Origin of the sequence: Sphingomonas sp. Leaf339, assembly GCF_001426195.1 — a bacterium.
Lineage (GTDB): Bacteria > Pseudomonadota > Alphaproteobacteria > Sphingomonadales > Sphingomonadaceae > Sphingomonas.
The window spans coordinates 161,694-183,144 of the sequence record NZ_LMRS01000056.1 but is presented as its reverse complement, the minus strand read 5'-3'; the positions used below and the strand labels follow the sequence as shown (position 1 = coordinate 183,144).

Below are 21,451 nucleotides of genomic sequence, written 5' to 3'. Positions count from 1 at the left end.
TTAGGCGGCCCCTCAGGTGGTCGGCGCGTGTTCCCAACCGAGGCGGGCGGGCAGGGCGACCGCTTCGCCATCGTCGACCAGCGTCACGCCGCGCCCGGCGGTAAAGACGCCGATGCGGGTGGCGGGGACTGGCGGAAGCCACGCGGGCGGCGCCGCGAACAGTAGTTCGTAATCATCGCCCGACGTCGCCGCCGCCAGCCGGCCGCGCCGCTCTGCCCCCGCCTGATCGCGATAGGCGCGCGACAGCGGGATGGTGGCGATGTCGATGGTGACGGCCAGATCGCTCGCCGCCGCCATCCGCGCTGCGTCGATCAGCAGGCCGTCCGACACGTCGCTCATCGCATGGACATGGGGGGCGAGCGCCCGTCCCTCCGCCAGCCGCGGCTGCGGGCGGCGATAGGCGGCGAGCAGCGTCGCCGGTCCGGGGGCACCGAGCGCGATGCCGAGGCCGGCGCCGGCGTCACCGATCACGCCCGTCACCCACAGTGCGTCGCCGGCTTGCGCCCCGGTGCGGCTGGGGGCGGCACCATCGCGGCCGATCGCGGTGCAACTGAGCACGCGCGGGGCGCCGGCGGGCAGCGAGACGGTGTCGCCACCGATCAGCGGCACCGCGAAAGCCGCCATCACCTGGGCCAAGCCGGTCAGGAAGGCGGCGTCCCAGCCGTCATGCGACAGCGGCAGGTTGAGCAGCACACCCTCTGGCACCGCGCCCTTGGCGGCGAGATCGGACAGGCTGACCGCGACGAGTTTCCACGCGACATCGGCGGGTGGATCGCGATCGACGAAGTGGACACCCTCGACCAGCGTATCGGTGGTCATCACCAGGCCGCCGACGACGGCGGCATCATCGAGCAGGCCGCGCGCGCCGGCATGAAGCGGCAGGCCACGCAGGGCGACGATGAATTCGGCTTCGGTCAACGCATTCCCCCTGGCGCCCGTCGCGGTCCCGATGTCAGGCGCGCGCGTCCTTGGCGATAGCGTCGAGCAGGCCGTTGACGAAGCCCGATTCGCGGCGGTCGTAAAAGGCGTGGGCGACATCGACATATTCGCTGATGACCGCGGGCATCGGCACGTCGGGACGGGCGAGCAGTTCGTAGGTGCCGGCGCGCAGGATCGCCTTCATCGGCTTGTCGAGCCGAGCAAGCGTCCAACCGCTGGCCAGCTTGCCCTCGATCAACAGATCGATCTCACCACCGCGGGTGGTGGCGCCCTTCACCAGATCGTCGAAGAAATCGACGTCCGCCTCGGCATATTCGACCTCCTCGATCGTCGCGCCGATCCGGTGATTGTGGAATTCATGCAGGAGCGAGGGGATCGCCGTCCCCTCCATCTCGTGCTGATAGAGCGCCTGGACGGCGGCGAGGCGAGCGGCGGCGCGCGCCTTGGTACGGGCAGAGGTACGGGACATGGCGCTGCCTGTAGGCGGATAGGGCGCGTGTGTCAGCCCCGACGGGTTTCGCTCAGGCGCCGAATACGATGCGCCGCCGCCGATACCGTGCATAGCCGCCGATCATGCCGAAGCCGACGAGCATCATCGCCCATGTCGCCGGTTCGGGAACGGCGGTGACGGATATGTCGCCGGCGTAATCGAGCACGTCCTGCCCGTCCGTGACCGCCGCGCCATAAGTGGTGCCGCCGCCGATCGTGCCATTGCTCCAGAAGTTGACCGCCCGGGTGCCCTTGTCGGTCGCGATAGTGAAAACGATGCCGTAAATGTCGAAGACGCCGCCGAAGAACGGATAGTCGCTCGATGCCTTGGGCGATCCGCCCGGGTAATAGAGATTGTCATAGGACAGGCCCGTTGCCGGTGTACCGTCCGGTCGCGGGGGGCCATTCACGATCGGATAGAAGCCGAAGCTGCGCGGTGCGAGGAGGTTCGTCAAATCCGGCGCGGCAGGGCTGCTCGGCACGATTCCGGTGATCGCGGCATTGCTGATGCCGAGGGTGGCGTTGGAGAACGTCCCGGTGATGTTCGATACGATGTACGAGCCGACCGGATCGACGGTATTGGGCGATGTCCCAAGCGTGCCGGTATTCGGGTTCGGGACGTATGTTATTTCGAACGATCCGCTCACGCTGGACCCGGTAAAGCCATAGAGTGCCGTGGCGGCGGTCGCTGGAGAGGCCAGCAAAACAACAGTGGTGAATGCGGCGGCGGCAATACCCGGCTTTATCATGGCATATCCTCCCTTTTTCGCGGGAGAAATACCGTCGGTCCGTCGGACGGCAAAGCGCGATTATCCTAACATTCGATGGTGAGTGGGTAGTTGCCCGCTATTATCTGTTCATCCGCAGGCGCAGCGCCACCGAGCGGGCATGGGCCGGCAACCCTTCCGCCTCCGCCAGTTTGACTGTTGCCGGGCCCAGTTCGGCAAGCGCGGTTTCGTCGAGACCCAGGAAGCTGGTGCGCTTCATGAAGTCGAGGACGGACAGGCCGCTGGCGAAGCGGGCGCGGCGGCCGGTGGGGAGGACGTGGTTGGGGCCGGCGACGTAATCGCCGATCGCTTCGGGCGTGTGACGGCCCAGGAACACGCTGCCGGCATGGCGGACCCGGTCGAACAGGGTCTGTGGCTCGTCCACCGCCAGTTGCAGATGTTCGGGCGCGAGGCGATCGATCAGCGGCATCGCATCGGCCAGCGTGGCGACGACGATGATCGCGCCATTGGCGTCCCATGCCTGACGCGCGACGGCGCCGGTGGCGAGCGTGCCGAGCTGGCGATCGACGGCGGCCGCGACGGCATCGGCATAGGCGCTGTCGTCGGTGAAGAGGATCGACTGGGTCGTCACGTCGTGTTCGGCCTGGCTGAGCAGGTCGGCGGCGGTCCATTCGGGGTCGTTCAGCGCATCGGCGACGACGACGATTTCCGACGGGCCGGCGACCATGTCGATGCCGACAACGCCGTAGAGCTGGCGCTTGGCCTCTGCGACCCAGGCGTTGCCGGGGCCGGTGATGACATCGACGGGGGCGATGTCGCCCGCGCCATAAGCGAGCGCGGCGACGCCCTGCGCGCCACCGATGCGCCAGATCTCGTCCACCCCGGCGAGATGCGCGGCGGCGAGAACCAGGGGGTTGATCTGGCCATCGGGCGTCGGCGTGACCATCGCGAGACGACCGACGCCCGCGACCTTGGCGGGGATCGCGTTCATCAGCAGCGACGACGGATAGGCTGCGCGACCGCCGGGCACGTACAGCCCCGCCGCATCGACCGGTCGCCAGCGCGCGCCGAGGCGGACGCCGACGGGATCGATATAATCGGTGTCTGCGGGCTTCTGTCGCTCGTGATAGGCGCGGATGCGGGCAGCGGCGAGATCGAGCGCGGCGCGCAGTTCCGGTTCCAGCGCGGCATAGGCGTCGGCACAGACGCTCGCGTCGATGCGCCAGCCGGTGGCGTCCAGATCGTGGCGATCGAGCCGCAGCGTCAGGTCGCGCACCGCATCGGCGCCGCGCGTGCGGACGTCGGCGATGATCGCGGTGACGTCGCGGGCGACATCGGCGGAGGATTCGCGGCGATCCTCGACCAGCGCGGTGAAGGCGGTGGCGAAGCCGGCGTCGGCGGCGTTCAGGCGGATCATGCCGCGATGCTGCCGGCGACGGCGCGGCGGAATGCCTCGACCAGGGGGACCACGTCGGCGCGGGTCTTCATCGCGGCGCGGTTGACGACGAGGCGGCTGGTGACGTCCATGATGCGTTCGACCTCGACCAGCCCGTTTTCTTTCAGCGTGCGGCCCGACGACACGAGATCGACGATGCGCGGGGCGAGGCCGAGCGTGGGGGCGAGCTCCATCGCGCCGTTCAGCTTCACGCATTCCGCCTGCACACCGCGGCGCGCGAAATGGGCCTGGGTGACGTGCGGATATTTGGTGGCGACGCGGACATGGCTCCAGCCGCGCGGATCGTCGCCCGCCGCCAGCGCGACGGGTTCGGCGACCGACAGCCGGCAATGACCGATGCCGAGATCGACGGGGGCGTAGAGTTCGGAATAATCGAACTCGGCCAGCACGTCGGACCCGACGATGCCGAGCTGCGCGGCGCCGTGCGCGACGAAGGTGGCGACGTCGAACGCACGGACGCGGATCAGATCGATACCGGGCACGTCGGTGGCGAAACGCAGCGCGCGGCTGTCCTCGTCGGCGAAGGACGCTTCCGGGTGGATGCCGGCGGCGGCGAGCAGCGGCAGGGCTTCTGCCAGGATGCGGCCCTTGGGAACGGCGATGATGAGCGGTTGCGGCATGGGCGGGCTTTACCGACGGCCCCCGGCAGGCGCAATGAAGCGCGATGACAAACGGGTCAGCAAATCGCGCGGCGTTCGGGGTTCAGGCGGGATATTGCGCGGCGATGGGTGCGCCGGTGACCGCGCGGGTCTGCACCGCGCTGGTAGAGGCGATCGATCGACGGAGCGCGACCGGGCGGCGGGTGCTGGACTGGGCGGGCGAGCCAGTGGCGGATGCGCTGGCGCTGCGGCTGGTCGGTGGGCTGCATGCGCTTCACCGGGCGGGGGTGTACCCGGCGCTGTCGGCGGTGTTCGCGGGCGACACGGTGGCGGAACCGCTGGTGCGGCTGGTGTTGCAGGATGTGATGCGGCGGCATGACGCGGCGTTGCTGCCGTGGCTGGACGGGCCGCCGCAGACGAACGAGGCGGCGCGGTCGGCGGGGCTGATGACCGGGATGCTGCATCTGGCGGCGCGGTTCGGACCGCGGATCGAAGTGCTGGAGATCGGGTCGAGCGCCGGATTGAACCTGCTGGTCGATCGCTTTCGCTTCGATCTGGGCGGGGTGGTGGCCGGGCCGGCAGGGGCGGCGGTAACGATCCGGCCGGACTGGCGCGGGCCACCGCCGCCCGCCGTGCCGATCGAGATCGTGAGCACGCGCGGCGTCGATGTGGCGCCGGTCGATGTGCGCGATCCGGCGGCAGCGGAGCGGCTGGCGGCGTATGTGTGGGTCGATGCGGTGGAGCGGCAGGCGCGGCTGGCGGCGACGGTCGCGATGATCCGCGCGGATGGCGTGGCGCTGGACCGGGGCGACGCGGCGGACTGGATCGAAGCGCGGCTGGCCGAGCCACAGGAGGCGGGCGTTACCCGCGTACTGATGCATTCGGTGGTGTGGCAGTATCTGGGCAACGAACGCCGCGCGCGGATCAGGGATGCGATGGCGGCGGCGGGTGCGCGGGCGACGGCGGCGCGACCGCTGGGATGGGTGATGATGGAGCCGAACCGCGATCTTCACCGGCATGAGGTACGGGTGCGCGGCTGGCCGGGCGATACGCCGATGGAGCTGGTGGCGCTGACCCATGCGCATGGCGCGTGGGTGGAGGGGCTGGCGCCGCCGTACGAGACGCGGGATTATGTGATGATGCGCGGGCCGTACGATCCGGCGGGGCGGTAGGCGGGAAGGGTGAGGCGGTCAGGAAGTGCGTTCCTATACGCCCCATCTCCGTATCGCCGCGATCACCGCATCGGGATTCTGCCACGGCACGAAATGGCCGGCATCGACGCGCTCGATCGTCAGGTTCGGGACCAGCGTATCGAGCCCCTCCAGTTGCACCGGCAACAGCGCCTTGTCCTGCGTGCCCCAGATTACCAGCGTCGGTTGCGTGACCGGGGGGAAGGGGGCGTTGAGGAAGGCGGGGCGGGGTGGTGCTTCGTCCTGCGCGGGGACGATGATCGGCGAGGCGCGATACCAGTTTAGCATCGCGGTCATCGCACCTGGCTGACCCCATTCGTCGAGATAGGCAGCCTTGTCCGCACCGGCGATGGCGGTGGTGACATGGGCGGCGAAATTGCTGGTGAAGAAACGTTCGAGCCCTTCGCCGATCAGACCGCGGTCGAGGCCCGTGTCGCGGAACCGGGTGATATATTGGCTGGCGGCGCGTTGAGCCGGGTCGTCGAACAGCGAACGCTGGAAGACGAGCGGGTGAGGAGCGTTGACGATGACCAGCCGTTCGATCCGGTCGGGATGGCTGAGCGCCGCCATCCACGCGATTGCGCCGCCCCAGTCGTGACCGACCAGCGTGAAGCGATCGATGCCGAGTGCATCCGCGAGCGCCAGCAGATCGGCGACGATGCGATCGGGGGCATAGGCGGCGACGCCGTCGGGCTTGGACGAACGGGCATAGCCGCGCTGGTCCGGGGCGACGACGCGGTGGTCGCGGGCGAGATCGGGGACGATGTGTCGCCAGGTCCGATGCGATTCGGGAAAGCCGTGGAGCAGGATGACGGCGGGCGCATCCTCCGGCCCCGCGATCTGTGCGTCGAGTTCGACGCCGGTGGACAGCGTCAGGCGGGAGAGGGAGGCGTCGGTCATGCCGGCAGACTGCGCGCCTGTGCGGTGGCGGGCAAGTCGTCGGTCGCCGCCAGCATCGCGATCAGGTCGATGGGGAAGATCGGTTCGGGATGGGCGGCGATCTCGGTGCGGGTGAACCAGTGCCAGGTTGTCATGACGCGTTGTTCGAGCGGCGTGTGGCCGGTGGTGACGACGTCGCAGGCATCGATCGCGACGCGGTAGAAACGTTCGTCGGCGGTGACCTCCACGCCCTCCAGCGTCAGGAAATCGACGACGCGGCGCGCGACCTCGGGGCCGCAATCGCGGTCGAGGCCGACTTCCTCCATCAATTCGCGACGGGCGGCGGCGGCATAGCTCTCGCCCGGATCGACCGCGCCGCCCGGTGTCACCCAGAAGGGCGGTCGATCGGCGGGGGTGAAGCGGAACAGCAGCACGCGGCCGGCGGCATCAACCAGCAGAATGCGGGCGGCGGGGCGGGATGCGCGGGGGGCGGGATCAGTCGTCATCGAGTTCCGGATAATGGCGGAAGATGCCGTCTTCATTGAAAGGCAGGCGGCGGTCGCTCTTCAAATAGGCGCGGATGCCGGGCAGGGTGGCGACCTGATCGTGGATACGGATCACCTCGGGGTAATCCGGCTCCAGCGACTTCATGCGGCGGGAGAACATGTAGCGCAGCCCCTCGACCAGCTGGAACAGCGAGGTGTCGGCATAGGTCCAGCGGTGATCGACCATCCAGTCGCCGGTATTGGCCCGGATCGACTGTTCGAAATGAATGAGGAATTTCGGCAGTCGCTCGGTGCGGAATTGATCGGCGGCACGCGCGGCTTCGCGGTGCTGTTCCGCGTAATAGGCGCCGGGATCGACCGGGTGGTGGACGTTGTGGATTTCGGCCACGAGGTCGCTGATCGTCAACTGGATCTGGTTCAGCCACAGGCGTTCGGCCATCGTCGATGGGCCTATGCCGTGGCGCTCGCCCAGGAACATCAGGATATTGGCGGTCTGGGCGATCACCAGCCCGTCGCTGGCGAGATAGGGCGGCGCAAAGGGCGGGCGCGGGTTGCGTGCCGCCATGTCGGCGACCATCGCCTCCGCGCCCAGCCGGCGGGCGCAGTCGTCATACTCGACGCCGGCCGCCTCCATCGCCAGCCGGACGAACTCGCCACGACCGGGTAGTGATGGCCAGTACCACAGGTCATAGGCCATCGATCGATCCCCCCGCTTGCTATTCGCCCGGCGCGCGGGTGCGCATCGCCAGTGCGTGAATGCGCGTGCTCAACAGATCGGCGAGCGCGTTGTTCACCAGTCTTTGCCGGGCGACGCGATTCAGGCCGGCAAAGGCGTTGCTGACGACATCGACGCTGAAATGCGTCTCACCGGTGCCGTCGTCGCCCATATGGCCGCGATGCTGCGCGCTGTCGTTCGACACGGCGAGATGTGAGGGCGCCAGGGCGGTTTGCAGGCGATGCGCGATGGTTACGTCGAGCGGTTCGGTGGCGGTATCGGTCATCACGCCTATATAGCCGCTTTTGCACGAAGGGGCGATGTGGCCGGTAGCAGTGACAGGAAGGAACGCCCGGCGGCGCGGTTCCATGGCCGCGTCGAGGCGAACGGCCGGCCGTGCGCGGTGGAGGGCTGCCCGGAGCCGGGCGAATTCCGCGCGCCGCCGCTGGAGGGTGCGGGCGACGGCGGCGGGCCGCCGCAGTTCCGCTGGATGTGCCTGGAGCATGTCCGTGCATTCAACAGCCGGTATAATTTCTTCGACGGGATGACCGCTGACGAAATCCATGACGCGCAACGACCGCTGGCCGGGTGGGAGCGTGAGACGCGCGCCTTCGCGCGGGCGGGCGCGGGGGATCAGGGGCCGCGCTGGTCGGATTATTCCGATCCGCTCGACGCGATCGGCGCCCGGTTCCGGCGCGAGGTCGCGCCGGAACGAACCGATGGCAAGCCGCTCTCGGGTCAGGATCGCGCCAGCCTGAAGGTGCTGGGATTGCCGGCGAGCGCGGACCGGGCGGCATTGCGGAAACGCTATTCGGAGCTGGTGCGGAAATTTCATCCCGATCGCAACGGTGGTGACCGGAGCCACGAGGCGGCACTGCGCGGGGTGATCGATGCGTATCAACAGTTGCGGCAGGCGCCGGCGTTTGCATAGCTGTTCCCCGGCGAAGGCCGGGGTCCAGTTGGGTGAACGGCTGTGATATATTGCGACGGCCTTCCCAACTGGACCCCGGCCTTCGCCGAGGAACATGCGGGCGCGTCAACTCGCCAGCCGCCTGGCCACCTCCTCCAACTGATCGGTCGCGGCGTTCCAGCCGGCGTCGAAGCCCATCGCGGCGTGGTTGTCGCGGGCCTCGGCGGTCCAGTGGCGGGCGGTGGCGGTGTAGCGGGTCTGGCCGGCTTCGTCGGCGAACTCGTCAACGCGGACCATGAAGGGGCCTTGCGGATGCCAGCCGGTGCGGAATGCGTCGGTGGAGACGATCAGGCGGTGGGGAATTACCTCTAGATAGACGCCCTCCAGATCGTTCTGCTCGCCGTTCGGGCCGCTCATCGTGATCGATGACCGGCCGCCGGGTCGCAGGTCCATGACGTGAAACTTCGCCGTCCACGGCCGCGGGCAGAACCAGTCGGCGGTGTGTTCGGTCCAGGCGCGCCAGACGGCGTCGACGGGGGCGTCGATCAGGCGGGTGATCGACAGGTCGTAGGTGTCGGTCATGCGGGTTCTCCGTGACGGGCGGCCTCGATCGCGGCGACGTCGATCTTGGTCATGGTCATCATCGCGGTGAAGGCGCGGGACGCGGCGGCGCGATCGGGATCGGCGAGGGCGGCGGTGAGGGCGCGGGGGACAATCTGCCACGACAGGCCCCAGCGATCCTTGCACCAGCTGCACTGGCTCGCGCTGCCGCCATTGTCGACGATGGCGTGCCAATAGCGATCGGTTTCGGCCTGATCGTTGGTGTGCACCTGGAACGACACCGCTTCGTTGAAGCGGAAATGCGGGCCGGCGTTCAGGCCAAGGAACGACAGGCCGAGGACGGTGAATTCGACCGTCAGCACGTCGCCCTGCTTGCCGGCGGGATAATCGCCGGGGGCGCGGTGGACGGCGTCGATGCGACTGTCGGGAAAGGTGGCGGCATAAAAGGTCGCGGCCGCCTCCGCATCGCCATCGAACCACAGGCAGGGGGTGATGCGGGCCATCACGCCGCCTTTCGCGAGCCGACCAGCCCGAGTTGCGATCCGTGCGGATCGGTGATGTTGGCGGAATAATCGCCGCCGGGAATCGGGTCCGGTCCCTGGATCAACGTGCCGCCCTTGCCCGTCGCAGTGGCGATGGCGGTGTCGATATCGGGGACGAGGATATAGCTGTTCCAGCGCGCCGGTGCACCGGTGGTCGCGCTCGACATGACGGCGCCCGGCGGCGCTTCGCCGTCGCGGCCGATGAAGGTGTACTCGCCCATCTCGCCCATCGCTATCGCACCCTGTTTCCCCCAGCCGAACAGCGATCCGTAGAATTCGATCGCGGCGTCGGGATCAGGCGTGGCGAGTTCGATCCAGACGCCGTGGCCGAACTGGTTCGGGGCCTGTTTGAACGCGGTCGCGGGTTCCGGGCTGTCGCCCTTCATCACGACGAACGTGACGCCCTGCGGATCGGCGAGGATGGCGAAGCGGCCGATATGCGGAATGTCCATCGGTCCGAATCGCAGCGCGCCGCCCCGTTCCTTCGTCGCCGCGACGGTGGCGTCGACGTCGTCGCTGGCGAAATAGGTTGCCCAGCCAGGCATTGCGGGGGCGCCGGGCGGCGGGGTCATCATGCCGGCGATCGCGTCGCCATCGGGGGCGGTGGCGATCAGATAGCCGCCATGTTCCGGCATCGGCGAGGCTGCGACGGTCCAGCCGGTGACGGCGGCATAAAAGTCTTGCGCGGCGGCCACATCGGGGGTGTTCAGTTCGAACCAGACAGGGGTTCCTGCGGGCGTGGTCATGTGCCTTTTCCCTTTATACCTCGAGGATGGTGGCGAAGCCGCCATAGATCATGCGCTGGCCGTCGAACGGCATGTCGGCGGGGGGTGTCTGCATTCGGTCGTCCGTCATCACCGCCGCCATGCCGGCGTCGCGCACCGCTTTCGACGGCCATTCGACCCAGGCATAGACGACGACCTCGTCATCGCGAGCATGGGCGGCGGTGGCGAAATCGGTGACCTTGCCGAGCGGCACGTCGTCGCCCCATGCCTCCACGACGCGGGTGGCGCCGTGATCGCGGAAGACGGCGGAGGCGCGGCGGGCCATGTCGAAATAGGCGTCCTTGCGACCCGGTGGGACGGGGAGGACGAAGCCATCGACATATTGCGTATCGGCTGATGCGCCATCCTCGACCTCGGCCGTGAAACCGCCGAAGATCATGCGGCTGGCATCGAACGGGATCTCGACCGCCAGATCCTTCATGCGCGGGTCGGTCATCATCCGCTCGATTGCGCCGTCGCGGGTCGCGCGATCGGGATATTCGATCCATGAAAACAGGACGGTCTCGTCCTCCTTTGTCAGGACGGCACGGCGGAAATCGTTGATCTTGCCGTCCGGCACATCGTCGCCCCAGTTTTCGACAAGGCGGATCGCGCCGAATTCGCGCAGCAGCGGCGCGGCGACATGAGCGTGGTCGATATACGCCTGTTTGTTCGCGGTCGGCACCGCGGTGACGAATCCCTCGACATAGGTCATGCGGCGGTTCCTTCCTGTTGCAGCTGCTGGCTTTTCAGCCATTCGGCGAAGCCGGGTGGTGGCGAGCCGGTGAAGCCGGCGAGTTGATCGGCCATCGCGCGGGCGAAGGCGGGTCGTGCCTCGCCGCGTGCGACATAGGCGGCAAGGTTGGGGTGGGGCGCCAGCATGCCGTCGCCGGATACGATGCGCAGCACCGCGACCATCAACAGGTCGCCGGCGATGAAGCGATCCCCGTCCAGCCATGTCCGGTCGCCCAGCCGCCGCGCCAGCTCACCGAGCCGCTCGTCGATGCGCAAACGGACGGCGGGCAGGCGGGGTGCGGACCATGGCTTGCCGCGTTCGGACAACGTGGCGATGGCGTGTTCCATGATCGGCGGCTCGACGGTGTTGAGCGCCGCGAACATCCATTCGATCGCGCGCGATCGGGCGGCGGGGTCGTCGGGGAGCAGGATGCCGGGATGCGCCTCGGCGATGTGCAGCACGATGGCACCCGATTCGAAGAGGACGAGGTCGCCGGCCTCATATGTCGGCACCTGGCCGAAGGGCTGGCAGGTGCGGTGGGGTGGCTGTTTCTGCGCGCCCTGCGCCAGATAACGGACGATGTAGGGTTGACCGACTTCCTCGAGCGCCCAGCGGACGCGCAGGTCGCGGACCTGGCCACGGGCGAAATCGGGCACCCAGTCGAACGCGGTGATGACGGGACGATCGGTCATCCTCTCTCTCCTTTATCGTTGGTTCGTATTTCCCCTGGCGATGACAGTCATTCCAACGACGCGGTATAGAGGCCGAACCGGCTGTCGGTTGCAAGCGGGCGGCGGGATTGCCTTCACACGAAGGGCGCGGAGCGGGTGAGGCTGGCGCGGCTGAGGATGGCGAGGGCGGTCAGCGCGAAGGCGGCCAGGCCCGTGGCGAAGGGATTCAGCACGCGCATGTCACGCCGCCGTCGGTTGGGCGGATGGCATGGCCTCGGCTGCGGCGGCCATATCCATAAAGAACGGCCCCCAACCATGGCCATCGGGATCTTCGAAGGCGCGGCTGTACATATAGCCCATGTCTTCGGGGTCGTGCAGTTCGCGGCCGCCGGCGGCGAGTGCCGCCTGGGTGATCGCGTCCACCGCGTCGCGGTTGTCGAACGACAAAGCGAACAGCGCGCCGCTGTCGGTACGGGCGTCTATGATCCGTTTCTTGGTGAAGGTGGCGTAGAACGGGCGGTCCAGCAGCATGACGTGGATCGTGTCCGACCAGTTCATCGCGGCGGCCTGGTCATTCGAGAACATCATGTTCTGTTCCATGCCGATCGCCTTGTAAAAAGCGGTCGAGGCGGCGACGTCCGCGACGGGCAGGTTCACGAAGATCATTTTCGTCATCGCTCATCTCCTTGGCGACTCACTGTTTGCCTTTCATGACGGATTAAGTTATAAAAAACAACCATGAAGTCAGAAAAGATAATCAAGGAAGAATCCGGCGGTCGGCGCCGCTGGTATGACGACGCGTGCGGCACTGCGATGGCGCTGGAGTTCGTCGGCGAACGCTGGTCGTTGCTGGTGCTGCGCGAATTGATGTTCGGGCCGCGGCGGTTCGGTGAGATCAAGGCGCATCTGACCGGGGTCAGCGCCAATGTGCTGACGCAGCGCCTGGAAAACCTGGAACGGGCGGGCATGCTGATCCGGCGCCGGCTGTCGCCGCCGGCCGGCGCGCAGGTGTATGAACTGACGTCGTGGGGCTATGAGATCGAGCCGGTGCTGCAGACGATGGGCCGCTGGGCGACGCGATCGCCCGCGCATGATCCCACGTTGCCGCTGTCGCCAGCGTCGGCGATGCTGTCGCTCCGGACGATGGTCGACCGGGACAAGGCGCGGGCGCTGGCGGGGGCGACAATCGGTTTCCGGCTGGGCAGCGACCGGTTCGTGGCGCGGGTGACGGCGGACGATCTGGCGATCGTGCGGGGTGAGCCGATGGGCGTGGACGTGACGATCGACACCGATCCAACGACGCTGGCGGTGTGGATCTACGTCAAGCGGCCGATCGCGGCGGCGGAGGCGGAAGGGACGATGCGGATAACCGGCGACCGCGCGCTGGCCGAACGGTTCGCCGATCTGTTCGCGCTGCCGGCCAAGATCGGTAACGAAGGTCACATTGAGTAGGGACCGTCGCTTGCGTTAACGCGTTGGGGACGCAAAGAGGCACAATGACCGACATTCCCAATACCCAGCCAGACAGCCGCGAATCGACGATCCTGGACGCACCCGACAAGATGGTGTCGGTGCGCGATCTGTTCGGCATCGATCTCGACATGCAGGTTCCCGCCTTTTCGGTGGCGGACGAGCGCGTACCCGATCTCGATCCGGCCTATGTGTTCGATGCGGACACGACGCTGGCGGTGCTGGCGGGTTTCGCGCACAACCGGCGGGTGATGGTGCAGGGCTATCACGGCACCGGCAAGTCGACGCATATCGAACAGGTGGCGGCGCGGCTGAACTGGCCGTGCATCCGCATTAACCTGGACGCGCATATCAGCCGTATCGATCTGGTCGGCCGCGATGCGATCGTGCTGCGTGACGGGCAACAGGTGACGGAGTTCCGCGAGGGTCTGTTGCCCTGGGCGTTGCAGACGCCGACGGCGCTGGTGTTCGACGAATATGACGCCGGCCGCCCCGACGTGATGTTCGTGATCCAGCGCGTGCTGGAAACGGAGGGCAAGCTGACCCTGCTCGACCAGAACCGCGTCATCCGGCCGTCGCCGTGGTTCCGCCTATTCGCGACCGCCAACACGGTGGGTCTGGGCGATACTAGTGGGCTGTATCACGGCACGCAGCAGATCAATCAGGGCCAGATGGACCGGTGGAACATCGTCGTCACGCTCAACTATCTGCCCGCTGCGGTCGAGGCGCAGATCGTGCTGGCGAAGTCGGGCGAATACGACAAGCCCGATGGCAAGAAGACGGTGGACGCGATGGTCCGCGTCGCCGACCTGACGCGCAAGGGCTTCGTCAACGGCGATATCTCGACCGTGATGAGCCCGCGCACCGTCATCACCTGGGCGCAGAATGCGTTGATCTTCGGCGATGTCGGCTTCGCCTTCCGGTTGTCGTTCCTGAACAAGTGTGACGAGGCGGAACGGTCGCTGGTGGCTGAATATTACCAGCGCGTGTTCGGCAAGGATCTGCCGGAGAGTGTGGCGTCCAAGACTTGAGGCATAAGGTGGACTAATTTACTTAGTCCACCGATGGAGGGCGCGATGGCAGAGGCCGATCCGCAGAAGACGTTCAACGTCCATGAGGCGAAAACGAACCTGTCCAAGCTGATGGACCGTGCCCATGCCGGCGAGGAGATCATCCTGGCCAAGGCAGGTTCGCCATGGGCGAAGATCGTGCCGATCGAACCGACGCCGCGGCCCAAACGGGTGCCGGGCGGACTGAAGCTGACGGGGCCGATCCCGGATTCGGTGTGGTTCGACCCGATGCCGGAGGAGGAGTTGGCGCTTTGGGAAGGCAAGGGTCCGGACAAGTTCAGCTTGTGAACCGCTTCCTGCTCGACATGCATACGCTGTTATGGTGGTGGACGGATGCCAATCGCCTCGGTGCGCAGGGGCGAGCGGCGCTGGCGGACGAGGCCGCGACCGTCATGGTCAGCGTGGCGAGTGTTTGGGAAATCGCCATCAAGACGCATTCTGGCAAGTTGCGGTCGATCGACAATTTCACGCGGGATTATGCATTGTTGATGGCAGCGAACGGGTTCGAGGCCCTGTCGATCACGGCTGAACATGCGCTTTGCGCGGGTTATCTGCCGGGAACTCACCGCGATCCATTCGACCGGATGATCGCCGCGCAGGCGCTGATTGGTGATTTGACGATAATTACCCGCGACCGCGAGATCGCCCGATTTGGTTGCAAGGTGCTCTGGTAATGGCGAACGAAACCCCTCTCGACCGGTTTAAGGCGGTGCTGGGCGGCGCGGCGCGAGCGTTGGCGAACGAGCCGGAGGTGGAACTGGCGTTCACCGCCGATGCGCCGGTGCAGTCGGGCAAGCATATCAAGGTGCCGATGCCGGCACGCGCGCTGCCGCCCGAACAGGTGGCGGAGGCGCGGGGCTTTGCGGATTCGTTCGCGCTCAGGCTGCGGCTGCACGATGCGACGCTTCATCAGCGGGCGGCGCCGGCGGAGCCGGTGGCACGGGCGGTGTACGATGCGATCGAGACGGCGCGGGTCGAGGCGCTGGGCAGCCGGGGTTACGACGGGATCGGCGACAATCTGGCATATGCGCTCGACGCACGGATGCGGAGCGATCCGATCACGCGCGCCCGGTCGAAGGCGGAGGTGCCGCTGTCGAGCGCATTGGGGCTGATGGTGCGCGAGGCGCTGACCGGGCGCGAGTCGCCATCGGTCGCGGCGCCGGGGCTGGCGATGGTGCGTGAATGGGTGGACGGCCGTGTCGATCTGTCTGCGCTGGCGCTGGCGCTGGACGATCAGCGCGCGTTTCAGGCGCTCGCGACGCGGTTGCTCGCGGACCTTGAGTTGATCGAGGGTGAGCAGGAGCCGAACGAGGCCGACGAAGGCGGTAGCGACGAGGAAGGCACGGACGAGCAGCAAGCCGACAACGAAACCGACGAGGCAGACGAAGGCGGGCAGGGCGAAGGCGAGGTCGAGGCACGCGGCGAGGAACGCGAGTCAGACAATGACGACGGCGATAGCCAGGAGCAGGGCGAGGATTCGCCCGACGACATGGACGGCGAACCCGGTGACGAGGGCGATGAAGGCATGCAGCCTGTCCGTCCCAACCGCCCGGCCGCTGATCTGGGGCCGCAGTTCGATTACAAGCCATGGACGACGCAGTTCGACGAGGTCGTGACCGCCGACGACCTGTGCGATGCGGAGGAACTGGCGCGGCTGCGCGGGTATCTCGACCAGCAACTGGCGCATCTGCAGTCGGCGGTGTCGAAGCTGGCGAACCGGTTGCAGCGCCGATTGATGGCGCAGCAATCGCGAGCTTGGGACTTCGATCAGGAAGAAGGGCTACTCGATGCTGCCCGGCTGGCGCGGGTGATCGTCAGCCCTGGCCAGTCGCTGAGTTACAAGGTCGAGCGCGATACCGATTTCCGCGACACGGTGGTGACGTTGCTGATCGACAATTCGGGGTCGATGCGCGGCCGGCCGATTTCGATCGCGGCGATTTCCGCCGATATCCTCGCGCGCACGCTGGAGCGGTGCGGGGTCAAGACCGAGATTCTCGGATTCACGACGCGCGCGTGGAAGGGCGGACAGAGCCGCGAGACGTGGCTGGCGGCGGGGCGGCCGGTGCAGCCGGGGCGGCTGAACGACACGCGGCACATCGTCTATAAGAAGGCCGACGAACCGTGGCGGCGGTCGCGCAACGCGCTGGGCCTGATGATGCGCGAAGGGTTGCTGAAGGAGAATATCGACGGCGAGGCGTTGTTATGGGCGCACGCCCGCCTTGTCGCGCGGCCGGAGGAGCGGCGCATCCTGATGGTGATCTCGGACGGCGCGCCGGTCGACGATTCGACGCTGTCGGTGAACTCGGGCAGCTATCTGGAACGGCATCTGCGACAGGTGATCGGCTGGATCGAATCGAAGAGCCCGGTCGAACTGGTGGCGATCGGCATCGGTCACGACGTGACGCGTTATTATGCGCGGGCGGTGACGATCATGGATGCCGAGCAACTGGGCGGGGCGATCATCGATCAACTGGCGGCGCTGTTCGATACGGATTGATGCTGTATCGTGCGCGGATGAAGACCATCGTCACGATTGCCATCTCCCTAACCGCCATCGGCCTGACGGCGGGGCCAGTCGCCGCGCAGGATGACCAGCCACGGCGGACGCGGGTGGTGCTGGGACCGCAACTGACACCGAGCTTTCCCGGTGCGGATCAGGTGAGCGTGCGCCCGTTTATCGATGTGTCGCGGGTGCGCGGCGATGATGTGTTCGCGTTCGAGGCGCCCGACGAAAGTGCCGGGTCGGCGCTGTTCCGGCGGGGGCGGTTCGCGATCGGCCCAGCGATTGGGTTCGAGGGCCGGCGCGGGCGACGCGATGTGCGGCCCGGGCTGGATACGGTCGGTTTCACGGTCGAGCCAGGCGCCTTCGTCCAGTGGCAGGCGACCGATGCTATTCGGTTGCGCGCCGAACTGCGCAAGGGGCTGGGCGGGCACAAGGGCTGGATTGGGAGTGTCGGCGCGGATTATGTCGTGCGCGACCGCGACGACTGGCTGGTGTCGGTGGGCCCGCGCGCGACGCTGGGCGACCGGCGATATCACCGTGCGTATTTCGGCGTGACGCCGGCTGCTTCGACCGCGTCCGGGTTGCCGGCGTTCGATGCGGGCGGCGGCCTGCAGGCGGTGGGCGTGACGGCGGGGGCGCTGCGGCAGATGGGGCCGCGATGGGGACTAATGGGCTACGCCAAATATGATCGGCTGGTGAGCGATGCTGCGCGGTCGCCGATCGTGCGGGCGGATGGGTCGCGTAATCAGTCGTCGGGCGGGTTGGCGCTGATGTGGACGTTCGGGCCTTTGCCGGGCGGTCGGTGACATTGACGGTCGCCGGGATCGCGCCACCGGCGGGCGGCTTTGTCGGGCCGGTCAAGCGGTCGGTGACGATCGCGGGGCATCAGACGTCGATCAGTCTGGAACCGGTATTCTGGGCGGCGTTGGAGGCGGCGGCGGTGGTACGGTCATGGCCGCTGTCGGCGGTGGTGGCGCAAGTCGACGCGATGCGGCTGCTCGCGGACGAGCCACCCAATCTGGCGAGTGCGTTGCGCAGTTGGTTGTTCGCGGAGAAAGCGAATAGCGCAAGCGACGAAAAGGTTGGCACATTTCGCGACAATGGTGAAATTCACTCGCAATAGCGTTGACAGTGCGAACGACTCTCAATAGCTGCATACCCGAAGCTAAGGGGTATTTCAGTGTCCAAGTCGTCTGCGTCGTTCCTCGCGTTGTCTTGCGTCGGATTCATCGCGTCTGCGCCGGCCTATGCGGCCGATCCAGTCGTTGCCGATGTGACCGCGGCCGATCGCGCGGCGACGGTGCAGGACGGTAAACGACAGGCCGAGCGCGACGAGATTATCGTCAACGGTCGTTATGAAGCGGCGGCCGCGGTGGTGGAAAGCCCCAAGGCGACGTCGGCGCTGCTCGACACGCCACAGACGATCACGGTCATCAGCGATCAGGTCTTGCGCAAACAAAACCTGCAGACGCTGCGCGACGCGTTGCAGACGATCCCCGGCATCACCTTTGGCGCGGGCGAAGGCGGCGGCGGTTATGGCGACAGCATCAACCTGCGCGGCTATTCCGCGAACAACGACATCACGGTCGATGGCGTTCGCGACAGTGCGCAGTACAGCCGCACCGATCCGTTCAACCTGCAACAGATCGAGGTGTACAACGGTGCGAACTCGGTCTTCAACGGCGCGGGTAGCGTCGGCGGGACGATCAATCTCGTCACCAAGGAACCGCGGCCCGAGGATCTGACGATCATCCAGGCGGGTGTCGGCACCGACGATTACTGGCGTGGCGCGGTGGATGCCAACAAGCGCGTGTCCGATCTGGTCGCGGTGCGGCTGAACGGCGCGTACCACCGCAATGACGTGCCGGGACGCGATGTCGACCGGTACAAGCGCTGGGGCATCGCGCCATCGGTGACGATCGGTGTCGATGGGCCGACCAGCCTGACACTGGCGTATGTCCATCAGGAGGATCGCAACACGCCCGTGTACGGCGTTCCGTATTTCCGCAACGCGTTCAACGATGGCGAACTGGCCGGCGTGGACCGCGGCGATTATTTCGGCATCGCCAATCTCGACCGGCAGGACACGACCGTCGATCGCTTCACCGCGACGCTGCGCCACCGGGTGAACGAGCAACTGTCGATCCGCAACCTGACGCGCTGGCAGCGGGTAGGGCAATACAGCGTGACGAGCGCGCCGCAGGGCACATACTGCCTGACCGCCACCGGGCGCACGCCGACCGGCGCCGCCTGCACCGCCACGTTCGCCAACTTCGCCGATGCGAGCGGTGTCGTCCGTCCGACCCAGACCGTCGCCGTTGCGCCGGGACTATACCAGCCGAGCGGCCCGCGTGGCCTGGTCCGTGATCAGGAGAACCAGCTGTTGTATAACCAGACCGATATCCGGCTGGAAACGGGCGAGAAGGGCGGCATCCGCAACGTCGCCAATGTCGGCGTGTCGGGGACGATCGAAGATTATGCGATCACCGGCGCCTCGCTGCCACGGACGACCGGGGGCGCGCTCGTGATCCTGCCGCAGATCGATTACCGCAACCCCAACACCGTCTATACCGGCCCGATCAACTACACGGTGACGGCACAGTCGAAGGCGGAGACGACCAATCTGGCGGTCTATGCGTTCGATACGCTGGAGCTGGGTCGGTACGTCGAACTGAACGGCGGTGTGCGCTGGGAAGTGCAGGATGCCACGTTCCGCCAGTTGCCGCTGGCCGTGGTACCGCCGGGTACGACCGCGCTGACCGGCACCGCGCTGTTGCCGCAGACCAGCCATGAAAAGCTGTTTTCGTACCGTGTCGGCGCGGTGGTGCATCCGGTGCAGAACGTCAGCATCTATGGCGGCTATGGCAACTCCAAGACACCGTCGTCGGCGACGGTGCGGTTGGGCTGCGGTGTCGCCACGGCATCGGGGGCGGCGGTTTTCAGCCCGTGTGAGGTCGCACCGGAAACCGCCAAGAATTACGAGGCGGGGATCAAGGCGGGGCTGTTTGGTCGACGGCTGGAACTGACCGCGGCGGTGTTCCGCAATGAGCGGACCAATTTCCGTGTCGCCTCGAACGACCCGGTCCTGCCGGCGGCGACGCAGGTGTTGGACGGACGCGCGAGGGTCGACGGGATCGCGGTGGGCGCGTCGGGGAACGTCACCAAGAACTGGACGATCTTCGCCAACTACACGTATTTGGATGGCGAAATTCTGCAGTCGATTTCCGACCGGTGCATCGCCAACCCCAGCACGGCCTGCGGCAACTCGGCGGCCAATCCCGACCCGCAGCGGGGTACGCTCTTCGTGCAGACGCCGAAGCATTCGGGCAGCCTGTTCACGACGTACAAGCTGCCGTTCGGTCTGGAAGTCGGTTATGGCCTGACCTATCAGGGCAGCTTCGCGCTGAACGCCGCCAGTCTGGCAGCGCCGACGCAATACCGGTCAGACGATTACCTGACGCACCGGGCGTATCTGGCATACAGCTTTGCGAACGGGCTGACCGCGCAGGTGAACGTGCAGAACTTCACCGACGAGAAATACTACACCGGCATCCGCAACAATGGCTGGGCGACCCCCGGCGACCGGCGTTCGGCGGTGTTGAGCCTGTTCTATAGCTTGTGAGGTTTGCGGGCTTCTCCCCGCCACCCCGGCGGGTAGAAGACGGCCGGTGATTGACGCACGATGACGCGGGGTGGCACGGCCACCGGCGAAGGGATGCGGCATGGACGGGCGGGCGTGGTGGCGGGTGCACGGATGGATCGCGTTGATCCTCGTGATCGTGCCGTTGACGTTGAGCGGCGCGATGCTGATGTGGCCGGAGGCGATCGGTCGGCTGACCGGTGCATCGCGGTTCGCGACCAGTGGCGCGGTGTTATTGCCCGTCGATCGGTATGCGCAGGCCGCGCGGCCGGTGCTGGGGCGGGGCGAGCGGATCGCCGCAATGATGTTGCCCGAGCGACGCGGTGCGCCGGTGGTCGTCGTCGCCACATCCGTGGGGACGAAGGGCGCTGGGACGGTCGATATCTATCTCGATCCGCCGACGGCGCGGGTGCTTGAGGTCGCGGCGAGCGACGCAGGTCTGGTCGGGTTTCTGCGGCGAGTGCATAGTGACCTGTTGGTGCCGGGCGTGGGGCGCAGCATTGTCGGGTTTGGCGGTGTGCTGACAATGGTGCTGGTCGTTGTCGGCGTGGTGGTGTGGTGGCCGAATAGTCGGCGGCGTCAGGCTGGTGGTGGATCGGTGTGGCTCGGTTATGCGGCCGCAGTACTGATTGCCGCGCCCTTGCTGGTCTGGTCGTTCAGTGGCGTCTGGATCAGTTTTGCCAAGCCCGCGCCGGTATCGGCGCAGCCGATGGCGCGGCCCGCTCAGAATTTGTCGGTGATCGTGGCACGGGCGATGGCAATCACGCCCGGTGCGGTGCGGCGTATCGTCTGGCCGACCGAGCGGAATCCGGATTGGACGGTTGGCGTCGCGACAGTCGCGGTGAAGGTCGCCGACGATAGCGGGTCGGCGGTGGCGGCGCCTGCGCGCGTTTCGGCGGGTGTCGCGGGGCGGTCGATTCTGGCGTTGCATGATGGCAGCGGGTTAGGCGTCGTCGGGCGACTGGTCGGATTCGTGGCAGGCTTGGCGCCATCGATGTTGATGGTTGGCGGGATCGTGTCCTGGCGTCGTCGGCGTCGGGCATTGGCTATTCGGAAGCGATAGGCTTCGTCCTCACCCCGCCA

General features: G+C 66.9%; 26 protein-coding genes. 11 read left to right on the top strand and 15 right to left on the bottom strand.

All coding sequences use genetic code 11. The features are described from left to right. Positions 1-12: 12 nt before the first annotated feature. From thiL to hisG, 5 genes are all read right to left on the bottom strand, one after another. Complete coding sequence (gene thiL / locus ASG67_RS16355) at positions 13-918, bottom strand: thiamine-phosphate kinase (RefSeq protein WP_056532293.1); 906 nt, start codon at positions 916-918, stop codon at positions 13-15. A 34-nt stretch (positions 919-952) separates the two neighbouring features. Continuing rightward, entirely contained in the window at positions 953-1,408 is a 456-nt protein-coding gene (nusB, locus tag ASG67_RS16350) for a transcription antitermination factor NusB (RefSeq protein ID WP_056532464.1), read from the bottom strand. 52 nt (positions 1,409-1,460) lie between these two features. Further along, the gene (locus tag ASG67_RS16345) at positions 1,461-2,177 is read right to left on the bottom strand and encodes a PEPxxWA-CTERM sorting domain-containing protein (RefSeq protein ID WP_056532291.1); all 717 of its coding nucleotides are present in this window, start codon (positions 2,175-2,177) and stop codon (positions 1,461-1,463) included. A 100-nt stretch (positions 2,178-2,277) separates the two neighbouring features. Further along, a complete protein-coding gene (gene hisD, locus ASG67_RS16340; protein WP_056532289.1) occupies positions 2,278-3,573 on the bottom strand; it encodes a histidinol dehydrogenase in 1,296 nt (431 codons plus the stop codon). Then, positions 3,570-4,232, bottom strand: coding sequence for an ATP phosphoribosyltransferase (gene hisG / locus ASG67_RS16335; protein WP_056532287.1), 663 nt, complete (start codon positions 4,230-4,232; stop codon positions 3,570-3,572). Before hisG ends, hisD begins: the two co-directional genes overlap by 4 nt. A 44-nt stretch (positions 4,233-4,276) precedes the next feature. Between hisG and ASG67_RS16330 the strand changes: the two genes are divergently transcribed. Further along, positions 4,277-5,383 (top strand): DUF2332 domain-containing protein, encoded by a 1,107-nt coding sequence (locus ASG67_RS16330; protein ID WP_056532285.1) that lies wholly within the window; start codon positions 4,277-4,279, stop codon positions 5,381-5,383. 33 nt (positions 5,384-5,416) lie between these two features. Here the strand turns inward: ASG67_RS16330 and ASG67_RS16325 are convergent, their stop codons facing one another. Genes ASG67_RS16325 through ASG67_RS16310 form a run of 4 tightly spaced genes read right to left on the bottom strand, consistent with a single transcriptional unit; the run spans position 5,417 to position 7,787 of the window. After that, a complete protein-coding gene (locus tag ASG67_RS16325; RefSeq protein ID WP_056532283.1) occupies positions 5,417-6,301 on the bottom strand; it encodes an alpha/beta fold hydrolase in 885 nt (294 codons plus the stop codon). Beyond that, positions 6,298-6,786, bottom strand: coding sequence for an NUDIX hydrolase (locus tag ASG67_RS16320; protein WP_056532281.1), 489 nt, complete (start codon positions 6,784-6,786; stop codon positions 6,298-6,300). Before ASG67_RS16320 ends, ASG67_RS16325 begins: the two co-directional genes overlap by 4 nt. Beyond that, complete coding sequence (locus tag ASG67_RS16315; RefSeq protein ID WP_056532279.1) at positions 6,776-7,483, bottom strand: glutathione S-transferase; 708 nt, start codon at positions 7,481-7,483, stop codon at positions 6,776-6,778. Before ASG67_RS16315 ends, ASG67_RS16320 begins: the two co-directional genes overlap by 11 nt. 19 nt (positions 7,484-7,502) lie before the next feature. Next, positions 7,503-7,787, bottom strand: coding sequence for a BolA family protein (locus tag ASG67_RS16310; protein WP_056532277.1), 285 nt, complete (start codon positions 7,785-7,787; stop codon positions 7,503-7,505). Positions 7,788-7,823: 36 nt separating this feature from the next. Between ASG67_RS16310 and ASG67_RS16305 the strand changes: the two genes are divergently transcribed. Beyond that, entirely contained in the window at positions 7,824-8,432 is a 609-nt protein-coding gene (locus ASG67_RS16305) for a J domain-containing protein (protein ID WP_056532276.1), read from the top strand. Between the two features lie 105 nt (positions 8,433-8,537). On the opposite strand, the gene ASG67_RS16300 is transcribed toward ASG67_RS16305, so the two are convergent. The 6 genes from ASG67_RS16300 to ASG67_RS16270 form a co-directional block, all read right to left on the bottom strand. Then, positions 8,538-8,993, bottom strand: a complete 456-nt coding sequence (locus ASG67_RS16300; protein ID WP_056532274.1) for an SRPBCC family protein — start codon at positions 8,991-8,993, stop codon at positions 8,538-8,540. Continuing rightward, entirely contained in the window at positions 8,990-9,475 is a 486-nt protein-coding gene (locus tag ASG67_RS16295) for a VOC family protein (protein ID WP_200940820.1), read from the bottom strand. Before ASG67_RS16295 ends, ASG67_RS16300 begins: the two co-directional genes overlap by 4 nt. After that, positions 9,475-10,260: a VOC family protein gene (locus tag ASG67_RS16290; RefSeq protein WP_056532270.1), complete on the bottom strand. Its 786-nt coding sequence runs from the start codon at positions 10,258-10,260 to the stop codon at positions 9,475-9,477. Before ASG67_RS16290 ends, ASG67_RS16295 begins: the two co-directional genes overlap by 1 nt. Before the next feature lie 13 nt (positions 10,261-10,273). Then, entirely contained in the window at positions 10,274-10,993 is a 720-nt protein-coding gene (locus ASG67_RS19905; RefSeq protein WP_082543592.1) for a DUF1428 domain-containing protein, read from the bottom strand. Then, positions 10,990-11,706, bottom strand: coding sequence for a glutathione S-transferase family protein (locus ASG67_RS16275; RefSeq protein WP_056532268.1), 717 nt, complete (start codon positions 11,704-11,706; stop codon positions 10,990-10,992). Before ASG67_RS16275 ends, ASG67_RS19905 begins: the two co-directional genes overlap by 4 nt. 219 nt (positions 11,707-11,925) lie before the next feature. Continuing rightward, positions 11,926-12,360: a VOC family protein gene (locus ASG67_RS16270; protein WP_056532266.1), complete on the bottom strand. Its 435-nt coding sequence runs from the start codon at positions 12,358-12,360 to the stop codon at positions 11,926-11,928. A 63-nt stretch (positions 12,361-12,423) separates the two neighbouring features. Between ASG67_RS16270 and ASG67_RS16265 the strand changes: the two genes are divergently transcribed. From ASG67_RS16265 to ASG67_RS16225, 9 genes are all read left to right on the top strand, one after another. After that, positions 12,424-13,137, top strand: a complete 714-nt coding sequence (locus tag ASG67_RS16265) for a winged helix-turn-helix transcriptional regulator (RefSeq protein WP_056532264.1) — start codon at positions 12,424-12,426, stop codon at positions 13,135-13,137. A 44-nt stretch (positions 13,138-13,181) separates the two neighbouring features. Beyond that, positions 13,182-14,186, top strand: coding sequence for a cobaltochelatase subunit CobS (gene cobS, locus ASG67_RS16260; protein ID WP_056532262.1), 1,005 nt, complete (start codon positions 13,182-13,184; stop codon positions 14,184-14,186). 45 nt (positions 14,187-14,231) lie between these two features. Continuing rightward, positions 14,232-14,513, top strand: a complete 282-nt coding sequence (locus ASG67_RS16255) for a type II toxin-antitoxin system Phd/YefM family antitoxin (RefSeq protein ID WP_056532459.1) — start codon at positions 14,232-14,234, stop codon at positions 14,511-14,513. After that, positions 14,510-14,899, top strand: coding sequence for a type II toxin-antitoxin system VapC family toxin (locus ASG67_RS16250; RefSeq protein ID WP_200940819.1), 390 nt, complete (start codon positions 14,510-14,512; stop codon positions 14,897-14,899). Before ASG67_RS16255 ends, ASG67_RS16250 begins: the two co-directional genes overlap by 4 nt. Next, complete coding sequence (gene cobT, locus ASG67_RS16245; protein WP_056532260.1) at positions 14,899-16,722, top strand: cobaltochelatase subunit CobT; 1,824 nt, start codon at positions 14,899-14,901, stop codon at positions 16,720-16,722. The genes ASG67_RS16250 and cobT overlap by 1 nt, the downstream gene beginning before the upstream one ends. Positions 16,723-16,739: 17 nt before the next feature. Next, complete coding sequence (locus ASG67_RS16240; RefSeq protein ID WP_162244374.1) at positions 16,740-17,534, top strand: MipA/OmpV family protein; 795 nt, start codon at positions 16,740-16,742, stop codon at positions 17,532-17,534. Between the two features lie 2 nt (positions 17,535-17,536). Then, positions 17,537-17,851, top strand: a complete 315-nt coding sequence (locus ASG67_RS16235; RefSeq protein WP_056532256.1) for a ribbon-helix-helix domain-containing protein — start codon at positions 17,537-17,539, stop codon at positions 17,849-17,851. 51 nt (positions 17,852-17,902) lie between these two features. After that, positions 17,903-20,350: a TonB-dependent receptor gene (locus tag ASG67_RS16230; RefSeq protein WP_056532254.1), complete on the top strand. Its 2,448-nt coding sequence runs from the start codon at positions 17,903-17,905 to the stop codon at positions 20,348-20,350. A 70-nt stretch (positions 20,351-20,420) separates the two neighbouring features. Beyond that, entirely contained in the window at positions 20,421-21,431 is a 1,011-nt protein-coding gene (locus tag ASG67_RS16225) for a PepSY-associated TM helix domain-containing protein (RefSeq protein WP_156460879.1), read from the top strand. Positions 21,432-21,451 lie beyond the last annotated feature (20 nt).

Excerpts from the sequence above, each read along its gene's own strand:
- ASG67_RS16255 (WP_056532459.1), top strand. The coding sequence starts at position 14,232 with ATGGCAGAGGCCGATCCGCAGAAGACGTTCAACGTCCATGAGGCGAAA.
- ASG67_RS16330 (WP_056532285.1), top strand. The coding sequence starts at position 4,277 with ATGACAAACGGGTCAGCAAATCGCGCGGCGTTCGGGGTTCAGGCGGGA.
- ASG67_RS16310 (WP_056532277.1), bottom strand. The coding sequence starts at position 7,787 with ATGACCGATACCGCCACCGAACCGCTCGACGTAACCATCGCGCATCGC.
- ASG67_RS19905 (WP_082543592.1), bottom strand. The coding sequence starts at position 10,993 with ATGACCTATGTCGAGGGATTCGTCACCGCGGTGCCGACCGCGAACAAA.
- ASG67_RS16300 (WP_056532274.1), bottom strand. The coding sequence starts at position 8,993 with ATGACCGACACCTACGACCTGTCGATCACCCGCCTGATCGACGCCCCC.
- ASG67_RS16315 (WP_056532279.1), bottom strand. The coding sequence starts at position 7,483 with ATGGCCTATGACCTGTGGTACTGGCCATCACTACCCGGTCGTGGCGAG.
- cobS (WP_056532262.1), top strand. The coding sequence starts at position 13,182 with ATGACCGACATTCCCAATACCCAGCCAGACAGCCGCGAATCGACGATC.
- nusB (WP_056532464.1), bottom strand. The coding sequence starts at position 1,408 with ATGTCCCGTACCTCTGCCCGTACCAAGGCGCGCGCCGCCGCTCGCCTC.
- hisG (WP_056532287.1), bottom strand. The coding sequence starts at position 4,232 with ATGCCGCAACCGCTCATCATCGCCGTTCCCAAGGGCCGCATCCTGGCA.
- ASG67_RS16240 (WP_162244374.1), top strand. The coding sequence starts at position 16,740 with ATGAAGACCATCGTCACGATTGCCATCTCCCTAACCGCCATCGGCCTG.
- cobT (WP_056532260.1), top strand. The coding sequence starts at position 14,899 with ATGGCGAACGAAACCCCTCTCGACCGGTTTAAGGCGGTGCTGGGCGGC.
- ASG67_RS16275 (WP_056532268.1), bottom strand. The coding sequence starts at position 11,706 with ATGACCGATCGTCCCGTCATCACCGCGTTCGACTGGGTGCCCGATTTC.
- ASG67_RS16325 (WP_056532283.1), bottom strand. The coding sequence starts at position 6,301 with ATGACCGACGCCTCCCTCTCCCGCCTGACGCTGTCCACCGGCGTCGAA.
- ASG67_RS16320 (WP_056532281.1), bottom strand. The coding sequence starts at position 6,786 with ATGACGACTGATCCCGCCCCCCGCGCATCCCGCCCCGCCGCCCGCATT.
- ASG67_RS16345 (WP_056532291.1), bottom strand. The coding sequence starts at position 2,177 with ATGATAAAGCCGGGTATTGCCGCCGCCGCATTCACCACTGTTGTTTTG.
- ASG67_RS16270 (WP_056532266.1), bottom strand. The coding sequence starts at position 12,360 with ATGACGAAAATGATCTTCGTGAACCTGCCCGTCGCGGACGTCGCCGCC.
- ASG67_RS16265 (WP_056532264.1), top strand. The coding sequence starts at position 12,424 with ATGAAGTCAGAAAAGATAATCAAGGAAGAATCCGGCGGTCGGCGCCGC.
- ASG67_RS16290 (WP_056532270.1), bottom strand. The coding sequence starts at position 10,260 with ATGACCACGCCCGCAGGAACCCCTGTCTGGTTCGAACTGAACACCCCC.
- hisD (WP_056532289.1), bottom strand. The coding sequence starts at position 3,573 with ATGATCCGCCTGAACGCCGCCGACGCCGGCTTCGCCACCGCCTTCACC.
- ASG67_RS16295 (WP_200940820.1), bottom strand. The coding sequence starts at position 9,475 with ATGGCCCGCATCACCCCCTGCCTGTGGTTCGATGGCGATGCGGAGGCG.